Origin of the sequence: Neobacillus niacini (assembly GCF_048572935.1) — a bacterium.
Classification (GTDB): Bacteria; Bacillota; Bacilli; order Bacillales; family Cytobacillaceae; genus Neobacillus; species Neobacillus niacini.
In genome coordinates, this window is the sequence record NZ_CP183883.1 from 5,549,999 (window position 1) to 5,567,146 (window position 17,148).

The window sequence follows — 17,148 nt, forward strand, 5'->3', positions numbered from 1 at the left end:
AAAAACGGCTTCCTCAAAGGAAGCCGTTTTAAAAGTTATTATGCAATTGGATATTGTTGTACTAGCGGATGAAGGACTATTTCATCAATAAGCATATACTTTGGAGCTGAAGCCATATACACAACTGCATTTGCTACATCTTCCACTTTAAGCCAATCATGTTTTTCTGGCAGTCCTTGCTTCGATTCAGCAAAATAGGTATCGACCATTCCTGGATTGATGGTACCCACCCGGATACCATACTCACGCACCTCTTGTGCTACTGATCCAGAGAAGCCTTGGACGGCATACTTCGTAGCCGTATAGGCAGCACCGTTAGGAATGGTATACCTGGCTACATCAGATGAAATCGTAATGATGGTCCCCGATTTTCGCTCTTTCATATGTGGAAGAACAGCTTTGGTTGCAAGGAAAACCCCTTGTACATTCACTTCAAAAACCTTTTTCCATTCTTCCAGTGTTACATCCTCTGTTAATTTAAAGAATCCAATACCTGCATTATTAACCAACATGTCTACATGACCATACTCTTCAATCGTTTTTTTAACGACTTGCTGCAGGTCTTCTTCTTTTGAAACGTCAGCTTGAATTGGCAGGATATTTGAAAATCCTTTTCTCTTTAGTTCATCTGCCGTTTCTGAAATTTGCGCTGAACTCCCAATTAGCGCCAGTTTCATTCCTTGTTCAGCAAGTTTTACTGCAATTTCTTTGCCAATTCCTCTTGAAGCTCCAGTTACAATCGCAATTTGGTCCTTGAGCACGGCTTTTCTTCCTTTCATGTTAAATCTAAGATGTGAGGACAGATTTTAGTTTTTTGTTACCATTTTAACCTTCTCGTCTACTAGTCCCATAAAATTCTTTTCAATTTCAAGTAACTTACTTCTGCTCTCCTCTAAGCTAGTACTATTTACACCAAAATAGAATTTAACTTTTGGTTCAGTGCCAGATGGTCTTAAACAAACCCATGAGCCATCTGTGAAGGTATATTTTAAAACATTCGATTTTGGTAATTCAATTATCTCATCACCATTTGCTGTTTGTCGGATACCTGTTAGGTAATCTTCTGACATGGAAAGGGTTAAGTCTCCAAGCTGCTTAATTGGCTCAGACCGGAAAGAAGCTAAAATACGCTGAATTTGTTCCGCACCTTCTTTACCTTTTAAGGTTAACGATCTAAGACCTTCCTGATAAAACCCGTATTTTTCAAAGACTTGCATTAAACCTTCATAAAGTGACATACCCTGTTTTTTATAGTAGGCACACACTTCTACCGCTAAAATGGCAGCTTGAACAGCATCCTTATCCCTTGCAAAGTCTCCGATCAAATAACCATAACTTTCTTCATAACCAAATAAGAAAGAAAACTCTCCAGTTAACTCATATTCCTTAATCTTTTCAGCAATAAACTTAAAACCAGTTAGGACATCAAAAGCAGCTAAATTGTAAGCTTCTGCGATTTTTCTGCCAATTTCCGATGTCACTATCGTTTTTAATACGGCGCCATTTTGAGGAATTGTTCCTTTGCTTTGCTTTTGGGTAAGGATGTAATCTAATAATAGCGCTCCTGTTTGGTTTCCTGTTAAAACAACATACTCACCTTGAGGATTCAGAACAGCAATTCCTAAACGGTCAGCGTCAGGATCTGTTGCAATTAACAGGTCTGCACCCACTTCTTTACCATCCCGTATGGCTAATTCAAATGCCGCATGTTCCTCTGGATTTGGACTTTTTACAGTTGAAAACTCAGGATCTGGCAGTTCCTGTTCCTTTACCACTGTAACGTTTGTATAGCCTAAAGCAGACAAAGCTTGGCGTACCGGTTTATTCGCTGTGCCGTGTAATGGTGTAAACACAATTTTTACATCTGTTTCACTTGAAATCGATGGATTTTCAGAAATGGTTTTTAATTTTTCGATATAAGCTTGGTCAATTTCTGCACCAATGGTGTTAATCAACCCAAGGGCTCTAAGATTTTCTTCAGAATCTACCTCTATCAACAACTCATTTTCTATTTCGTTTACTCTTGCAATTACCTCGTCGGCTGCTTCTGGAGGCAACTGCCCTCCATCAGAACCATATACTTTGTATCCATTGTATTCTGGCGGATTATGACTGGCTGTAATGACAATTCCAGAAAAGGCGTTTAAATTCCTTAACGCAAATGATAATTCGGGTGTTGGTCTTAATTCATCAAATACGTAAGTTTTAATTCCTTTTGTTGCAAGTGTTCTTGCTGCCTCCATACAAAACTCTGGAGACTTATGTCGTGAATCATAGGCAATTACTACGCCCTTTTCTTTTGCTTCAAGTCCTTGTTCTTCTATGTATGCTGCTAATCCAGCAGAAGCCTTACGAACCGTATATAGGTTCATCCGATTGGTTCCAACCCCAATCTCTCCACGCATTCCGCCAGTACCAAACTCAAGATTTTTATAAAAAACTTCCTCAAGTTGTTTTTCATCGTTCTTAATTCCCTCAAGTTGCTGCTTTAACTCTTCATTCAAGTTAGAGTATTCGATCCATCTGTTTGCATTTTCTTTCCAACCCATCACTAAATCCTCCCTGTAACTTCCATATTGATTATTGTTTGAATTTGCCAATAAATTTAACCTTCCTTTTATTTTATATTTTATCTCTATAAGTTCAAGGATAATAATAAAAAAAATGTCTGCTTTTTGCAGACATTTTTCTCCCTTATTAGACAAGTAATTCATTTGCTGCTTTGGTATAAATGCTAAATACACTGTTTTTCATATTTTTTGCTTCAACGAATTGTTCAAACTCAAACGGAAAGAAAAGACCAAATTCTTGCAGAGTGGTAACATTTTTATTGAATAATGCTGCATACTGATCATCGAGAGTTGGAGACTCGAGTATTGAAATCACTGTTTGCATACTTGCCATAACTTGAAAGGCGTCCTTTAAGGTATTAAAGTCATCAGGAGTATGCAATACTTTTAATTGTTCAAACTCACTTATTTCCTTATCCGTAAAATAGAGTGGAAAAACAGTTGAATAGATATACCTCACAAGTTCACAAATTTCTTCTTCCTGACCCGGTGTCGAGGCAAAAACAATTTTCACTTGTAACCCACCTTTGCGATAGACATAAACTATCGTAATATATATACATAAGAATAGCATATTTGTTGATCAATGTTCGGTGGTAATTATAACCACGGTATAAGATGGAGAAATCACAAGATTAAAGGAGTAAAAATGCTAAAAACAACGCGGAAAGGCAATTGGATGGAAATCATTACACAAAAAAAATGGGAAGGAAAAACGATTGAGAATATCTTTCGTAAGGAATGGGAGGTGCCTAAAAAGCTTACCCATTTATTCCGTATGGAAAATACCGTATTAGTAAATGGTCTGAGAGCAAATTGGAACCATCCGCTAAAAAACGGTGATAGGGTCCTAATTAAACTTTTTGAGGAAGTGGCACCTGCAAGCACACTGGATTTCTTTTATGATGTCCAGGTTCTATACGAAGACGATCATGTGATTGTTTTCAATAAACCTGCTAATATGAGTACACATCCAAATGATGAAAGTGATAAAGGCACACTGTTACACGCTGCGCAATTTCATGTACAATCCAATGGTGAAAAAGTGACGATACGTCAAGTACACCGGCTTGACAAGGATACGACAGGAGCGATTCTTTTTGCAAAACACGCATTATCCGGTGCCATCTTAGACAGAATGCTGGAAAAACATGAAATAAAAAGAACCTATCTTGCCATCGTCGATGGACATATAAAAAAGAAGAAAGCGACAATCAGTGAACCAATTGGGCGTGACAGGCACCATGCAACCAGAAGACGTGTTTCTCCTTCTGGTCAAGCAGCTGTTACACATTATCAGGTTTTTAAAGAGGAAAAAGGTCATTCTTATGTTAAATGCTGGCTTGAAACAGGAAGAACGCACCAAATACGTGTTCATTTTAGTCATATAGGTCATCCATTAGTGGGGGATAGATTATATGGCGGAAAGCCGTTATTCAAGAGGCAGGCATTACATGCAGCAAAACTAGAATTTACACATCCCATAACTGGTGAAAACATTATTTGTTATGCTCCATTTATTGATCAGCCACCTATCTTCAAAGGTATTGATGTTTATAATATATGAGTCAAACTTAGAGGCCTCCCGGCGTGGGAGGCCTCTAAGATTTTTTATTAGTCTGCTTTTCTGAAGCCCCTCATGACGAGTGATAATAGGAATACCAAGGCAACAGAACCAATAATGGCTGGGATAATCGCAAAGTCAGCGACATTTGGTCCCCAATCTCCTAATAGTAACGTACCAAGCCATGCGCCTACAAACCCAGCAATTATATTACCGATAATACCTCCTGGAACATCTCTACCCACAATAAGACCAGCTAACCAGCCAATAACTCCACCGACAATTAATGCCCATATGAAACTCATACTGAACACTCCTTTTGTGATGATTCAATTGATAACACGGTTTTTAACGTTAAAAATTGCTGCCGTGTACGATTAAAGTACCCATGTTATTAAATTTCATACAAAGGAAGATACAAGTTCTCTACATTACATATAAATATTTTTTTCTGGAGACATTAACAAAATAAATAAAGCCGCTCCTATAAAATAATTTTCGGAAAATTCTTTTGTTAAGTTTTTGTAAATTAGGTTAACTTTTTATGATTTTTTGGTATTTTTTCTGTAAAATGTTGTCCGTTAGTGTAAAAACTCTTTACATACTATTTAGGAGGATTCAAAAATGGCAAAAAAGGTTGATAAATTTTCAGCATTACTAAGTAATATTTCTTCAAACTTAAAGGAAGGCGCAAATTACTTTGCTGATTATAAATTAAAAAATATTAGTGATTTGAAAATCTTCTCAGAAAAGATGAAAGAAATCGAAACAAAGGGAGATTCATTTGTCCATGAAGTGATTAAACAATTAAATGATGCATTTATCACGCCTATTGAACGTGAGGATATTCTTCATCTTGCAAACAGCATGGATGACGTCCTAGACGGCCTAGAAGCGACAGCAGCATTGTTTGAAATGTATTCCATCACCCAAGCAGATGATTTTATGCTCCAATTTGTTGACGCAATAAAATCAAGTGTTCATGAAATTGATAAAGCGATGGAGTTGTTAGCGAATAAGAAACTTCCTCAAATGAGAGAACATGCAATCAAGATAAAAGATTATGAATCCAAATGTGATAATATCCTGCGTCAGTCCATTAAGCATTTGTTTACAGTAGAAAAAGATCCAATCCGAATTATTCAGTACAAGGAAATTTATGAAAATCTCGAGGATATTGCAGATAGCTGCCAGTCAGTTGCAAATACACTTGAAACCATCATCATGAAAAATGCATAAGGAGCAAACAAATGGAAATTTTAATTATTTTAGTTGTCATTGGTGCCCTTGCATTTGACTTTATTAATGGATTCCATGATACGGCAAACTCAATCGCAACCTCTGTTTCTACGAAGGCTCTAAGACCACGGCAGGCGATTCTGTTAGCCGCGATTATGAACTTTGTAGGAGCAATGACGTTTACAGGTGTCGCAAAATCTATTTCTAAGGATATTGTCGATCCTTTTACGCTTGAAAATGGTTCAGTGGTTATTTTAGCCGCATTAATATCAGCGATATTTTGGAACTTATTAACCTGGTATTATGGAATTCCAAGCAGTTCTTCCCATGCAATCATTGGATCTATTGCGGGAGCTGCATTGGCTTCAGCAGGTTTTGGAGCACTCAATTATGGGGGCTTTTTAAAGATTATACAAGCACTAATACTTTCGCCTATTTTAGCCTTTGCAGTGGGTTATATTGTTTACAGTATTTTTAAAGTGGTATTTAAAAATGCTAATTTAGCAAAAACCAACCGTAATTTCCGATATATGCAAATTGCCACTGCGGCACTACAGTCATATTCCCATGGAACAAATGATGCACAAAAGGCAATGGGGATTATCACAATGGCTCTCATCGCCAATGGTTACCTAGGTGCTAATGCAGAAGTTCCATTCTGGGTACAATTTGCGTGTGCAACGGCAATGGGTCTTGGTACTTCTGTTGGCGGATGGAAAATCATTAAAACTGTCGGCGGGAAAATCATGAAAATTCGTCCTATTAACGGAGTTGCAGCGGATTTGACTGGTGCAGCCGTAATATTTGGTGCTACTTGGCTCCATGTACCCGTTAGTACTACCCACGTTATTTCCTCAGGGATCCTTGGGGTGGGTGCTTCACACAGATTAAAAGGTGTAAAATGGAACACAGCTCAAAGAATGCTTATCACTTGGGTAATTACACTTCCGATTTCAGCAGGTATAGCAGCAATTTCATATTTTATCTTAAATCTTTTCTTTTAAAAAAAGAGTAATCCAATTCACCTACGAATTGGATTACTCTTTTTGTTTATAAATTTTTACCTGTTTTTCCTTTATAGTCATCATACAAGGCAACAATTACATCAATATTATTATCAATAAAACTTAGACGTTCTCTAGAAACCATTGTCCATTCATCCGAGAAATTTATGGCTGATAAAATGTGTCGAAAACTAAAGCTATATCTATCGTGAAGTTGGGAAATGACATAGCTTACTCCAGCATGTTTTCCTTCTTTACCCAAAATATCGTGTATGTCACTTTTGAGCCAATCCGGAGCAATCTCAACCGTTCTTTTCAGCAATAATTCATGTTCTTCTTGAAGCATTATTTATTCCTCCTGATTTATCCAAAAAACTTATAATTAATCTAGCTAATCCTATTATACCATACGTTAAGTATTCTCCTTATACTCTTTGAGCATACTACCTCCTTCAAACAGACCAACTCTGTGAATCCTCCTCTTTTTTATTTACCAACACTTCTAAATGGAAAACATATTCATACTTTTTATGTAGGGACAAGTTTGGGGTGGTTTAAATTGAAACAAAAAGTTATTGCAATGCTGATTGGCAGCTTATTATTAAGCTTAGGGGTAAATGGGTTTCTTGTGCCTTATCATCTGCTCGATGGCGGTGTTATTGGTTTAGGATTAATCTTTCATTATTTTTACGGATGGCCTACAGGACTTACGATGATTGTTTTGAGTCTGCCTCTTTATATCCTCGCCTGGTTTTTTGAGAGGAGATATTTTTATTATAGTTTGCATGGACTCATTATCTCTTCTTTTTGCATTGACTTACTTTCTTTTATCAATGGTAAAATTCAGATAGGTATTTTCCCCAGTACCATTATTGGAGGTATGCTTGTAGGAGTGGGTATTGGTTTAATGCTCCGTTATGATACAAGCACGGGTGGGACTGATTTATTAGCTCAGATTATTACTAAATTTACATCGGTTAATATTGGCATCATTATATTTTTGATAGATGGTCTTGTGATTACAAGCGGGATTCAAGTCGTTGGATTAGAGAAATTCTTTTATTCTCTTGTAACGATTATTTTTGTAGGATTAATGACTTCTCTGACAGTGATTCGAAAAGCTGAACCTTACTAAACAAAAAACAGAACCTGCCGCACTGTCGCAGGTTCTTTGTTTAAATATTAATGCAAAGACTTTACCTTTTCGGTACAGGTATCCATGGCTGCCAATACAGAACCGCGAAATTGTCTCTTTTCGAGTTCAGCTACTGCTTCTATTGTCGCTCCGCCTGGTGTACACACATTATCTTTTAGTTCTCCTGGGTGTCTGTTTGTTTCTAGTACCATTTTAGCTGCGCCGAGGACGGCCTGTGCGGCAAGTCGATATGCTTTATCTCTGGGAATCCCCTGCTGAACTCCTCCGTCAGCCATCGCTTCTATCAACATATAGACATATGCTGGGGAAGAACCACTTATCGCAGGTACAGCATCCATTAATTTTTCATCCAGCCTCTCTGTTTTTCCAAACGTATGAAAGAGGCGTTCAACCTCCAAGACCTCTTCCTCTGTCAGCCTCTCATTCGAACAAATAGCACTCATTCCTTCACCAACCAATGAAGGAGTGTTTGGCATGCTCCTCACCGCCTTTACGTTAAAACCAAATTCCTTTTCGATATCATTCAATGAAATCCCAGCTGCTATAGTAATAATTGTACATTCAGGATGAATGGCATTTCGTATCTCATGAATTACGTTGGTATGCTGGTCAGGTTTTACAGCTAGAATCAAAATATCCGCAAATCTTGCTGCTTCTTGATTATCACAGGTTGTTAAAATTTGGTAGTTCAATTTGATTTTTTCAAGGGTTGATTCTGTTTTAGCACTGGCAATCATATTTTGTTTTGGAATCATCTTTGATTTAAGGATTCCTTCAATCATCGCTTGAGCCATTTTTCCTGCACCGATAAAGCCGATTTTTTTATTCAAACCGCTGCACCTTCTTTTTAATTATCTAGCTTTGTTTTTCCAAATGTCTTCTTAATCACATCATATGATTTTTTTAGCCTTTCATAGAATAAAGGCTGTTCCCACTCATTCCATGAGTAAAGAAATACATCTTTTTGCTGGAGCAAATTATTTGATTGTTTGGGAATCGTTTGTACTAGATTACCTTGTTTCGTAGCTGCGGCTGCAACGCGAATCCCTTCAATTGTTTCACTTTTGGCTAAACCATATTGCCAGATGTCCCCCATCGCTTCTTTTAAACTTGGATCCTTTATATTTATAAGCTGCCAAGGGATTCTCAATTCGATAATTTTTTTATTCTTGCTTAGACTCACATCCGTCAGCGAGTTAAACGTTTCATGTTCCGGATTACCATTACCAAACTTTAATATACCTGTTTCATAGCCCTCAAACGGAACTAGTGTGTTTGTTGATGGGATAGTCAGTTCTTTATTAAGTGCTAACCGAATTGGGTGGAATACTCCATTATTTTTTACATTTGCATAGGATTCTCGTTTGACCATATCGAGGATATATGCGTATTGATAATAGTAGGTATCATAATAACTGTCTACCATAATTCTTGAACCTTTTTCACCTGAAAGGTTAATTAAGAAGTCCACACCTAAATCCGTTACTAGTGGAGTCTCTTTCGATAATGGTATAGTGGTTTGACCCTGTTCACCAATGGTATCAAGAAGTAAATACACAGACTGTTTTTCAAAGTCAACTGGCTGTTCAAAGGATACAAGAAAGTATAGATATCCACTATCAGAGGAAATCCTAACCTCATTGATTACTTCCTTCTCTTCTTTAGACTGAAAAATAGTTTTACTATTCTTTTCATTCCAATCAATTCTGTTACCATCTACTAAAATGGCTGCATCCTTCGCCCCAGGTTCAAAAGACAGCAATCCGAAATGCTGTTCGTTTGTTTGCTGATTATTCCAGTATGGTCTTCGGTCTGGATTATCAAAGTCCATTGTGTTCCACGTCCGTTTAAACCACTCATCCTGCCATGTAAAAATTAAACCTCCGGCATACCCTTCAGAAACAATGGAATGAAATAATCTGCTATTAATTTCCCCTTGTTCTTCTTCAGAATGAAATCCTTGATTCATACCATAGGCATTTTTATGTGTTAATCCCCTAGAAGAAGGAACACCGAATTCAGCCACTAGAACAGGCATTTGATGGGAATCTATCAATTCATTTAAATATCCTGCGTAATTGTTCTTTTCACCTGTTTTATCGACATATTCTAGATATTTTTTCTCGTAATTTAAAAAGTCAGGATAGTATGGGTAAATATGATAGGAAGCAAATAATCCCGCATAAAAGTGATCAGAGTTTAGAATATGGTTTGGATTTATCGAAACTAAATCTTCATTTTCCAATGGCTCTGATGGATGCTCTAACAAGTCAGTGGTTACCCAGTTTGTAAAACTAATCGTATGCTGCCAATCGTATTGTGTTGTTTCATAAGCAGCTGCATATTCCATCAATTGTGCTAACCAAATTTCAAATGCATTGGCACCCGTTGTTTTAAAATATTTTCCATTAAATGGTGCTATTTCATTATGCTTAAGGTTAGTGTTCGTAACCATATATGGATCCCACTCTGTCCCGACGATAAGTCCAAGAACATATTTTGAGATATCATATTTGTAAACACCTGAGGCGTGTCCAGGACGTTCAGGCAGTTCCGCCTGCCCATGAATGATGTCAATTAGGTATTTAATTTCCGTTTTTGCATCCTCGACATTTTCGGCAGCAAAGGCATCTTGATTATGAAGGAGCTTTTCTTCATTCACCCAGGAACCATGGAATAAGAATAACGGTTTTTCTGCAACTAAATTATATTCATAAAAAGCTTCGTAAAACTGAGGTGGATGCAGCGTATAGACTCTGATTGCATTTGCGTTCATTTCGCCAATTTTTTTAAACCAGCGTGCATATTCTTCTTTCGTGATTGCAGTCTCTCCTGGAAAATAGCCTGGCTTCCCAATCCCCATATTAACTCCTTTTATCAAGAAATCTTTCCACTCACCATTCTTTTGGACTTGTATATAGGAGTCTCCTGTAGTGCTATTGGTTTTAATGTTGTTAACCTTTACTATTTCTACTTTCTCTTGATTAACGGTGTTTTTTAGACCAGTATCTAATAAAGCCTTCATCATAGGAACATAAACTTCCCAATAGAAAGAATCCTGTGATCCAAAACGCTCTTTCCAAAAGCTAAGTCCTTTTGTTTGATAAATGGCAGGAACCTCTCCTTCATCTGCAAAATCCCCTGAAAAATAATAGGAATTATATCTTGCATTTTGATGATGGATGATCGCAGGGAAATTAGTCGGTATTCCAAGTCCTTGTAACTCTTCCCTCTTCTTTGCTGCAATAGGCAGATGATATTCTGCTAGAATTTCTTTTTTGCTTCCCGCTCGATTAATATCAAACCAATATTGATACTTCCCCTGTAGTTCCCGATTAAAGAAATTTTCCCCCTGTTTGGTTAGATTAAATAGGGCGCCGCTTTCTATTACATCCTTTTGGTCTACCACTACAATTTCATTATTCTTACTTACAAATACAAAGCCTTCTCCCTTATAATTCCATTTTCTGCCATTTGCTTCAAATTGGTCTCTTACCCATACTGGAACTTCCTTGTTGTTAAGGTCAGGAAAATACCTGCCAATCCAACCGGTCCATTCAAGATTTAAGAGGTTTGTTACTTTATCTCGGACGATAGCAGGAGTCGGACTAGCAAATGTATTAAATTCTGCAATTAATGTTTTCCCTTTAGAGGCTAGTAATGCTTGTTCTATTCGATCTACATCAGATAATTCTAAACCACCGTATATAATGGAAGATCTTTCACCGGTTTCGTTTTCACCAATAAAATCTTCTTCGTACACTCCATATTGATCAGTTAAATAATATACATCATATCTTTTTAAGTTCTCGGGTAAAGAAGAGACGGAATATTGTTGTCCATCTTTTGGGACAAATCCTTTATAATCCTCATTTATTCTATAAGGCTTTTGATTTCCTTTTACATATTTTGCATTATTTAAAATCCAAACGAGTCCTTTGTGTTCCCTATACGATTGATCTGGAACTGTTTTATCATAGATCAGTACATTTAATTCTTTAGAAGGCTGTAACAGCCAGAACCAAAAAGGACTTAATAGAATGATAACAAATAGAATTGCATATACAATTAAAGAGGATTGTCTTGTCATTTTGAAACACCTTTTCTTTTCATTTCTCCCCAACTCTTATCCCCAACCATCATTTGCCATATTCCCTCACATCTCCAAAAGACCGTCATAGGACGATACCAGATGGTTTCAGTGATTGAGTATAAAAAGAGTTTTACTATATCTGATACTTTTGGATATTTTGTTAAACTCCATTCTTCTAATAAAACTGCTGCCATAGAAAAAAGTGACCCATAAAGACAAGATAGAAGAAATAATAATATCGCAAATTCAATATAAACCCCGCCTAAAAACAGACAGAGCACCATAAAGATATACCCCAGAAATTCTATTATGGGGCCCAAAAACTCAACAATCCAAAAATAGGGAAAGGAAATAACCCCAATGGAACCATATTTAGGATTAAAGGTTAGCCCCCGATGTGTCCATAAACTTTCAAATAATCCTCGATGCCAACGCCGTCTTTGCCTTCTTAAAATGGTCATATCTTCTGGAACTTCCGTCCAACAAACAGGGTCGGGAACATACACAATCTTTTTATTTATTCGCTTTTCTTTTAATAAACGGTGAATCCTGACAACTAACTCCATATCCTCCCCTACGGTATCTGTTTTGTAGCCCCCCGCCTCAATGGTCCAATGCTTCGAAAAAACTCCAAATGCACCAGAAATAATTAACAGCAAATTATGTCTGCTTAAACCTATTCTCCCCATAAGAAAAGCGCGGAGATATTCAATGATTTGCATGATGACCAAAGGGTTATTGGAAAGGCCAATTTTCAAAATATGTCCATTCTTTATTTCACAGCCATTTGCAATTCGCACACTGCCGCCAGAGGCAATTACCTCTTCATTGGAATCAATAATGGGCTTCATTACCTTAAGAAAGGCATCCGGTTCCAATACAGAATCACCATCAAGGGAACAAAAATAGGGATAATGGGAAAAATTAAGGCCAACATTCAATGCATCTGCTTTCCCGCCATTCTCCTTATCAACTAAAAAAAGATTAGAAAGGATAGAGGATTGATAAATAGTCTTAATCGGTTTAGTATTAATTTGTTTACGAACAACTCTACTTATTTCTTTCATATCGTACTGGGTAATCATTTTTTCTAAGGTTCGATCCGTTGACCCATCATTGACAACAATAATTTCAAAGGTGGGATAATTCACACTCAAAAGGGATCGTACACTCTGAATAATTCCTGCCTCCTCATTGTAGGCAGGAACAATGATCGAGACAGGTCTTGTGTAAAATTCATCCATATAATCCTCATATGCCTGTATTCGGTCTAATTGGTATTCTTTACGAAGCTGAAACAGTGAAATCATTAAAATAACAGAATAAAAAACAATAACAATTACCATATAAACAGCAATAAACCATCCGAAAACAGAAACAATATCCAGCCAATCCACATTTAACATTTTCTATACTCCTTTATGCAGCCAATCCCATGCCATGTCTCTTGCAAAAGCATCCTTAGATGTTTCTAAAACGGATTGCAAAATTGCCTTTCCATTTGGGAACTGACTAATAGATTGGCCAGCCTGTGAACGAACCCACCAAACCTGATCATGCAGCAGCTCAATTAATCTCGGAATTCCTTTTTCTTCCTTAACAGAACCTATTAGTTTTGCTGCCACCATCCTCTCCTGCCAGCTAGAAGAGTACAGTAATTGCAGATACGGCTCGATATTCCTTACATAGCCTATTTCAGCCAGAGCCTTTAGGGCCCTCAGCTTCACTTCACCTTTATAGGTTAAATAAATATTTTCGGTAAACACCCTATATTTTATTGCTTTATTCAATGAAATTACATCTAGAATGGCGAATTGAAGCGGGGGAGTACTTTTGTGAAAGCTTAATACGAACTGATCAAATAAATCTTGATTTAATCGCATTAATATACCTCGATTTTCATACTCGGATAAATAGTGATAATGATTTTGAAGCAAATCAAGTAAATCCTTAAATTGAAAGGAAGCAAGGATTCTCAAAACATGGATCATTTCTTGATGTGAGATTTTCTTCTTTTTACTTAAAAGAACAACTTCGTTTAAAAGCTTGGTCATATGAAAGTCCTCAATATGATAAAGTGCATTCATACGATAGCTCCACCTTTTGCTTTTAAGACGTCTTTGATAATATCCCTGTAAACAATGAGTTGCCAAATCTGATAATCTTTTTTTCTCTTCCTCCCCTTCTAATATTTTCACATACCTGCTCAGCAGCTCTTCCATTGCCCTTTGTTCTATAGCTGTTTCGCACCCCATTCCCCTGAAAACTTGCCCTTGTGCGATGATTGGAAAAATTTGGTTATTAATTTTATTCTTATAGCTTTCAATCTCTCTTCTTGTTTTAATTTCTCTACTCTTCCGAATGATCAAATACAGCAATAATAAAAATAATAAACACATAAGAGATGAAGTAAGAATAGAAAGAAACAAAATCTCTTGATTAATCATTGCGTGATCCTTTGAATGATTTGTTGTACTCTGATTTGCAGTTCCTTGATACTGAATGGTTTTGTCACATAATCATCTGCACCTAATTTTAGTGCCTTGTCTATTTCGGCTGGACTTTTTCTTCCTGAGAGCATTAATACATAAACGTGTTTCCCCAAGTCACTTTTCACTTTTTGCAATATCTCAATTCCATCCATAACTGGCATAATGCCATCAAGAATTAAAAAATGTTCACCAGTATTATCTAAACGTTGAGATTCAAAAAATTGTAAACCATCTTCATATGCTTTTATATCTAGTTCAAACTGATCAATATTCATCATATTAAGAATTCTTACCAGCATTGTTTGAATTATTGCGTCATTATCGATAATCGAAATAAACAGCTTCTTTTTGTTTTGCTCACTTGTAGTTTCCACTCTTCTTCCTCTTTCGTCTGCATTAAAATAAAAAAAATTTCTTCTATTTATTCTTTTAAATTATGCCCTTTTCAATAAAAAGCATGAAAAGATATAAATAGATTCTAATCTTAATTAACCAGAGGTACAATAAAATTAAATTCAAAAATGACGAAAAATGCAGATTTTTGTCGATTAACACGGTTCTGTAAATAAAAAAAGAAGCAGGATTCTTATCCCGCTTCTAATTTATTTTAAATCCTCCGGTGAAAACGCACCAGGAAGAAGATCTTTCACTAAGATTCTTTGAATATCTCCCTTTAGATTGGTAAGGATAACCTCCATATCAGAATCACAGAGCTCAGAAATTACCTGCCTGCAGGCACCACAAGGAGAAACTGGCCCATCGGTGTCTGCCACCACTACTAGTGAATCGAATTCAGTAACACCTTCAGAGTATGCATTAAATAAAGCTGTTCTTTCTGCACAGTTCGTCATTCCATAAGAAGCATTTTCTATATTACAGCCATGAAATACTTTCCCATCTTTTGCGATAAGGGCAGCACCAACTTGAAATTTTGAATACGGTACATAAGCATAATCTCGTGCTTTCAATGCTTCTTCCCTAAGTTGTTTTTCATCCATCTTATTCACACTCCGCACACAACTTTATTTATTGGAAAAATTTAACCATCCAGCTGGCAATAACTCCTCCAAAATATACCCCGAAAACACCAACTACTGCGGAAAATACAGGAGGTGCAGGCAATGGCAGCCTCATAAATTTAAAAATAATTCCTACAATTAATCCAGCAATTAAGGCCAATACTACTTCTTTCATTTCTTTTCCCTCAAATCGTTAATTAATAATTGTTTTGAGAAATTTCACCTTTACTAATAGACACTCCGGAACTAGCACCGATACGAGTCGCACCTGCTTCGATCATGGCAAGTGCATCTTCACGGCTGCGAACGCCTCCAGAAGCTTTAACACCAATATCAGGACCAACTGTTTCTCTCATTAAACGGATATCTTCAACTGTAGCTCCGCCTGTAGAGAAACCTGTTGAGGTTTTTACAAAATCCGCTCCAGCCTTAACGGATAGTTCACATGCACGTACTTTTTCTTCATCCGTTAAAAGGCAGGTTTCAATAATAACCTTAGTTAAGGCTTTTCCTTTCGCTGCTTCAACAACAGCTCTAATATCCCTCTCAACTAAATCATCTTGTTTATCCTTAAGTGCACCGATATTTATCACCATATCGACTTCATTTGCACCATTTTCAATCGCATTTCTTGTTTCAAAAGCTTTTGTTTCTGGTGTAGATGCCCCTAAAGGAAAACCAATTACGGTACATACTTTTACTTCTGGGGTATCTTTTAACATATCTGCTGATATTTTTACCCAAGTTGGATTAACACATACGGAAGCGAAGGAATATTTCTTGGCTTCTTCGACTAACTTTACGATTTCATCCTTTGTTGCATTTGCTTTTAATAATGTATGATCAATCATGCTTGTTATATTTTGAGTCATCATGTACATCCTCCCTGTTTTACAAATCCGTATAGAATCTTTTATATTGACAAATTAACTATATCAAACCAATTGAACAATTGTAAATATAAAAATGAACAAATGTTAAAAATGTGTCACATAATAAAACCTATGAGTTTTTATCAAGTAAAAATTTGGCGGTGAATTGGTCGGTTATCAAGACATTAGCGTAGTTTCCTTTTAGTGCGCCATAAATGCCTTCAATTTTATTCGGACCACCTGCGACTAGTATTGAATATTCCTTTTTTCGTAAGTCGTCGAGTTTCACACCTAATGTTCTCTCATTAAGGCTTTCATCACATACTTCGCCATTTTTATCAAAGAAACGTGAACAAATGTCACCAACTGCTTTTTCATTTAGGGCCTTTTGGTCACTCTCTGTAAAATAGCCCATCTGAAATAATAACGAATCCGTCTTGATGGAACCGATGGTAAACAGTGCGATATTTGCCTTTTTACCCAATTCAAGAATTTTTTTAATATGGCGGTCTGCTTCCATTGCCTGTTTTACCACAACATGGTCAACAATGGCAGGCAGCGGAAGATTTAAAGGTGTTGTATTGTATGCCTTTCCGAATAAATACAAGATTTCTGAAGCGTAATTGTTGGTTTCTGCGTGACTGACCCCGCCTTTTAGCTGAACTACCTTTACATCTTTAACAAATTTCTGTTTTAGCTCTACTGCGATGTGATATAACGTTGTTCCCCATGTGACACCGATAATGTCCTGATCTTTCACTATTTCATCGAGGAATAATGCCGCTTTTTCTCCCAAATAATTTTTGATAATATGATTTTCAAATTGTGGAATAGATGTGACGATTGCTCTTTTTAAATTGAATTTTTTTTCTAGCTTAGCAGCTAGATTTTCAACATCTTCCGTTGGGTCGATGATATTTATTTGGACGATTCCCTCTTCTTTTCCTAGCTGCAATAATCGGGACACTGTAGGACGAGAAACACCCAAAATTTTCGCAATTTCGTTTTGATTATGATCCAATAAATAATATAATTTTGCTGCTTCAATCACTTTACTTAGTTTCTCTTGATCCACTGTTCATCACCCTCTTCCCTAACTTTTTTTTATTATAGCAAGTAACGATCTTAAATCTCCATAT

At 36.6% G+C, this 17,148-nt stretch carries 18 protein-coding genes; 4 read left to right on the forward strand and 14 right to left on the reverse strand.

Features of this window, described 5'->3' with window-relative positions; all coding sequences use genetic code 11:
* Positions 1-38: 38 nt before the first annotated feature.
* From ACN6MT_RS27235 to ACN6MT_RS27245, 3 genes are all read right to left on the reverse strand, one after another.
* Positions 39-761 carry an SDR family oxidoreductase gene (locus tag ACN6MT_RS27235; protein ID WP_034675145.1) on the reverse strand — a complete coding sequence of 241 codons (723 nt, stop codon included), beginning with the start codon at positions 759-761 and terminating at the stop codon, positions 39-41.
* A gap of 45 nt (positions 762-806) precedes the next feature.
* The gene (locus ACN6MT_RS27240; RefSeq protein WP_419953985.1) at positions 807-2,549 is read right to left on the reverse strand and encodes a phospho-sugar mutase; all 1,743 of its coding nucleotides are present in this window, start codon (positions 2,547-2,549) and stop codon (positions 807-809) included.
* Positions 2,550-2,697: 148 nt separating this feature from the next.
* Entirely contained in the window at positions 2,698-3,084 is a 387-nt protein-coding gene (locus tag ACN6MT_RS27245; RefSeq protein WP_335532665.1) for a YhcU family protein, read from the reverse strand.
* 135 nt (positions 3,085-3,219) lie between these two features.
* On the opposite strand from ACN6MT_RS27245, the gene ACN6MT_RS27250 reads away from it, so the two are divergent.
* A complete protein-coding gene (locus ACN6MT_RS27250) occupies positions 3,220-4,137 on the forward strand; it encodes an RluA family pseudouridine synthase (RefSeq protein ID WP_419953986.1) in 918 nt (305 codons plus the stop codon).
* Between the two features lie 47 nt (positions 4,138-4,184).
* Here ACN6MT_RS27250 and ACN6MT_RS27255 read toward each other — a convergent pair whose 3' ends face one another.
* Positions 4,185-4,439 carry a GlsB/YeaQ/YmgE family stress response membrane protein gene (locus tag ACN6MT_RS27255; protein ID WP_034675137.1) on the reverse strand — a complete coding sequence of 85 codons (255 nt, stop codon included), beginning with the start codon at positions 4,437-4,439 and terminating at the stop codon, positions 4,185-4,187.
* A gap of 319 nt (positions 4,440-4,758) precedes the next feature.
* Between ACN6MT_RS27255 and ACN6MT_RS27260 the strand changes: the two genes are divergently transcribed.
* On the forward strand, positions 4,759-5,373 hold the full coding sequence (locus ACN6MT_RS27260; protein WP_034675159.1) for a DUF47 domain-containing protein: 615 nt from the start codon (positions 4,759-4,761) through the stop codon (positions 5,371-5,373).
* Positions 5,374-5,384: 11 nt separating this feature from the next.
* Positions 5,385-6,377 (forward strand): anion permease, encoded by a 993-nt coding sequence (locus ACN6MT_RS27265; protein WP_419953987.1) that lies wholly within the window; start codon positions 5,385-5,387, stop codon positions 6,375-6,377.
* A gap of 46 nt (positions 6,378-6,423) precedes the next feature.
* On the opposite strand, the gene ACN6MT_RS27270 is transcribed toward ACN6MT_RS27265, so the two are convergent.
* Positions 6,424-6,723, reverse strand: coding sequence for a hypothetical protein (locus ACN6MT_RS27270; protein ID WP_034675156.1), 300 nt, complete (start codon positions 6,721-6,723; stop codon positions 6,424-6,426).
* Positions 6,724-6,957: 234 nt separating this feature from the next.
* Here ACN6MT_RS27270 and ACN6MT_RS27275 point away from each other — a divergent pair, with 234 nt between their 5' ends.
* A complete protein-coding gene (locus ACN6MT_RS27275; protein WP_174524448.1) occupies positions 6,958-7,512 on the forward strand; it encodes a YitT family protein in 555 nt (184 codons plus the stop codon).
* Positions 7,513-7,559: 47 nt separating this feature from the next.
* Here ACN6MT_RS27275 and proC read toward each other — a convergent pair whose 3' ends face one another.
* The 9 genes from proC to ACN6MT_RS27320 form a co-directional block, all read right to left on the reverse strand.
* A complete protein-coding gene (gene proC / locus ACN6MT_RS27280) occupies positions 7,560-8,363 on the reverse strand; it encodes a pyrroline-5-carboxylate reductase (RefSeq protein ID WP_419953988.1) in 804 nt (267 codons plus the stop codon).
* A gap of 17 nt (positions 8,364-8,380) precedes the next feature.
* Positions 8,381-11,623 carry a hypothetical protein gene (locus ACN6MT_RS27285; RefSeq protein WP_419953989.1) on the reverse strand — a complete coding sequence of 1,081 codons (3,243 nt, stop codon included), beginning with the start codon at positions 11,621-11,623 and terminating at the stop codon, positions 8,381-8,383.
* Positions 11,620-13,032: a glycosyltransferase family 2 protein gene (locus ACN6MT_RS27290; protein WP_063255293.1), complete on the reverse strand. Its 1,413-nt coding sequence runs from the start codon at positions 13,030-13,032 to the stop codon at positions 11,620-11,622. Before ACN6MT_RS27290 ends, ACN6MT_RS27285 begins: the two co-directional genes overlap by 4 nt.
* 3 nt (positions 13,033-13,035) lie before the next feature.
* Positions 13,036-14,073, reverse strand: a complete 1,038-nt coding sequence (locus ACN6MT_RS27295) for a HEAT repeat domain-containing protein (protein WP_419953990.1) — start codon at positions 14,071-14,073, stop codon at positions 13,036-13,038.
* Positions 14,070-14,492, reverse strand: coding sequence for a response regulator transcription factor (locus tag ACN6MT_RS27300; protein ID WP_419953991.1), 423 nt, complete (start codon positions 14,490-14,492; stop codon positions 14,070-14,072). The genes ACN6MT_RS27295 and ACN6MT_RS27300 overlap by 4 nt, the downstream gene beginning before the upstream one ends.
* A 228-nt stretch (positions 14,493-14,720) precedes the next feature.
* Positions 14,721-15,116: a cytidine deaminase gene (locus ACN6MT_RS27305; protein ID WP_419953992.1), complete on the reverse strand. Its 396-nt coding sequence runs from the start codon at positions 15,114-15,116 to the stop codon at positions 14,721-14,723.
* Positions 15,117-15,144: 28 nt separating this feature from the next.
* Positions 15,145-15,312: a XapX domain-containing protein gene (locus ACN6MT_RS27310; RefSeq protein WP_034675180.1), complete on the reverse strand. Its 168-nt coding sequence runs from the start codon at positions 15,310-15,312 to the stop codon at positions 15,145-15,147.
* A gap of 22 nt (positions 15,313-15,334) precedes the next feature.
* Positions 15,335-16,009: a deoxyribose-phosphate aldolase gene (gene deoC / locus ACN6MT_RS27315; RefSeq protein ID WP_034675200.1), complete on the reverse strand. Its 675-nt coding sequence runs from the start codon at positions 16,007-16,009 to the stop codon at positions 15,335-15,337.
* Between the two features lie 130 nt (positions 16,010-16,139).
* Positions 16,140-17,084, reverse strand: a complete 945-nt coding sequence (locus ACN6MT_RS27320; protein WP_419953993.1) for a sugar-binding transcriptional regulator — start codon at positions 17,082-17,084, stop codon at positions 16,140-16,142.
* Positions 17,085-17,148 lie beyond the last annotated feature (64 nt).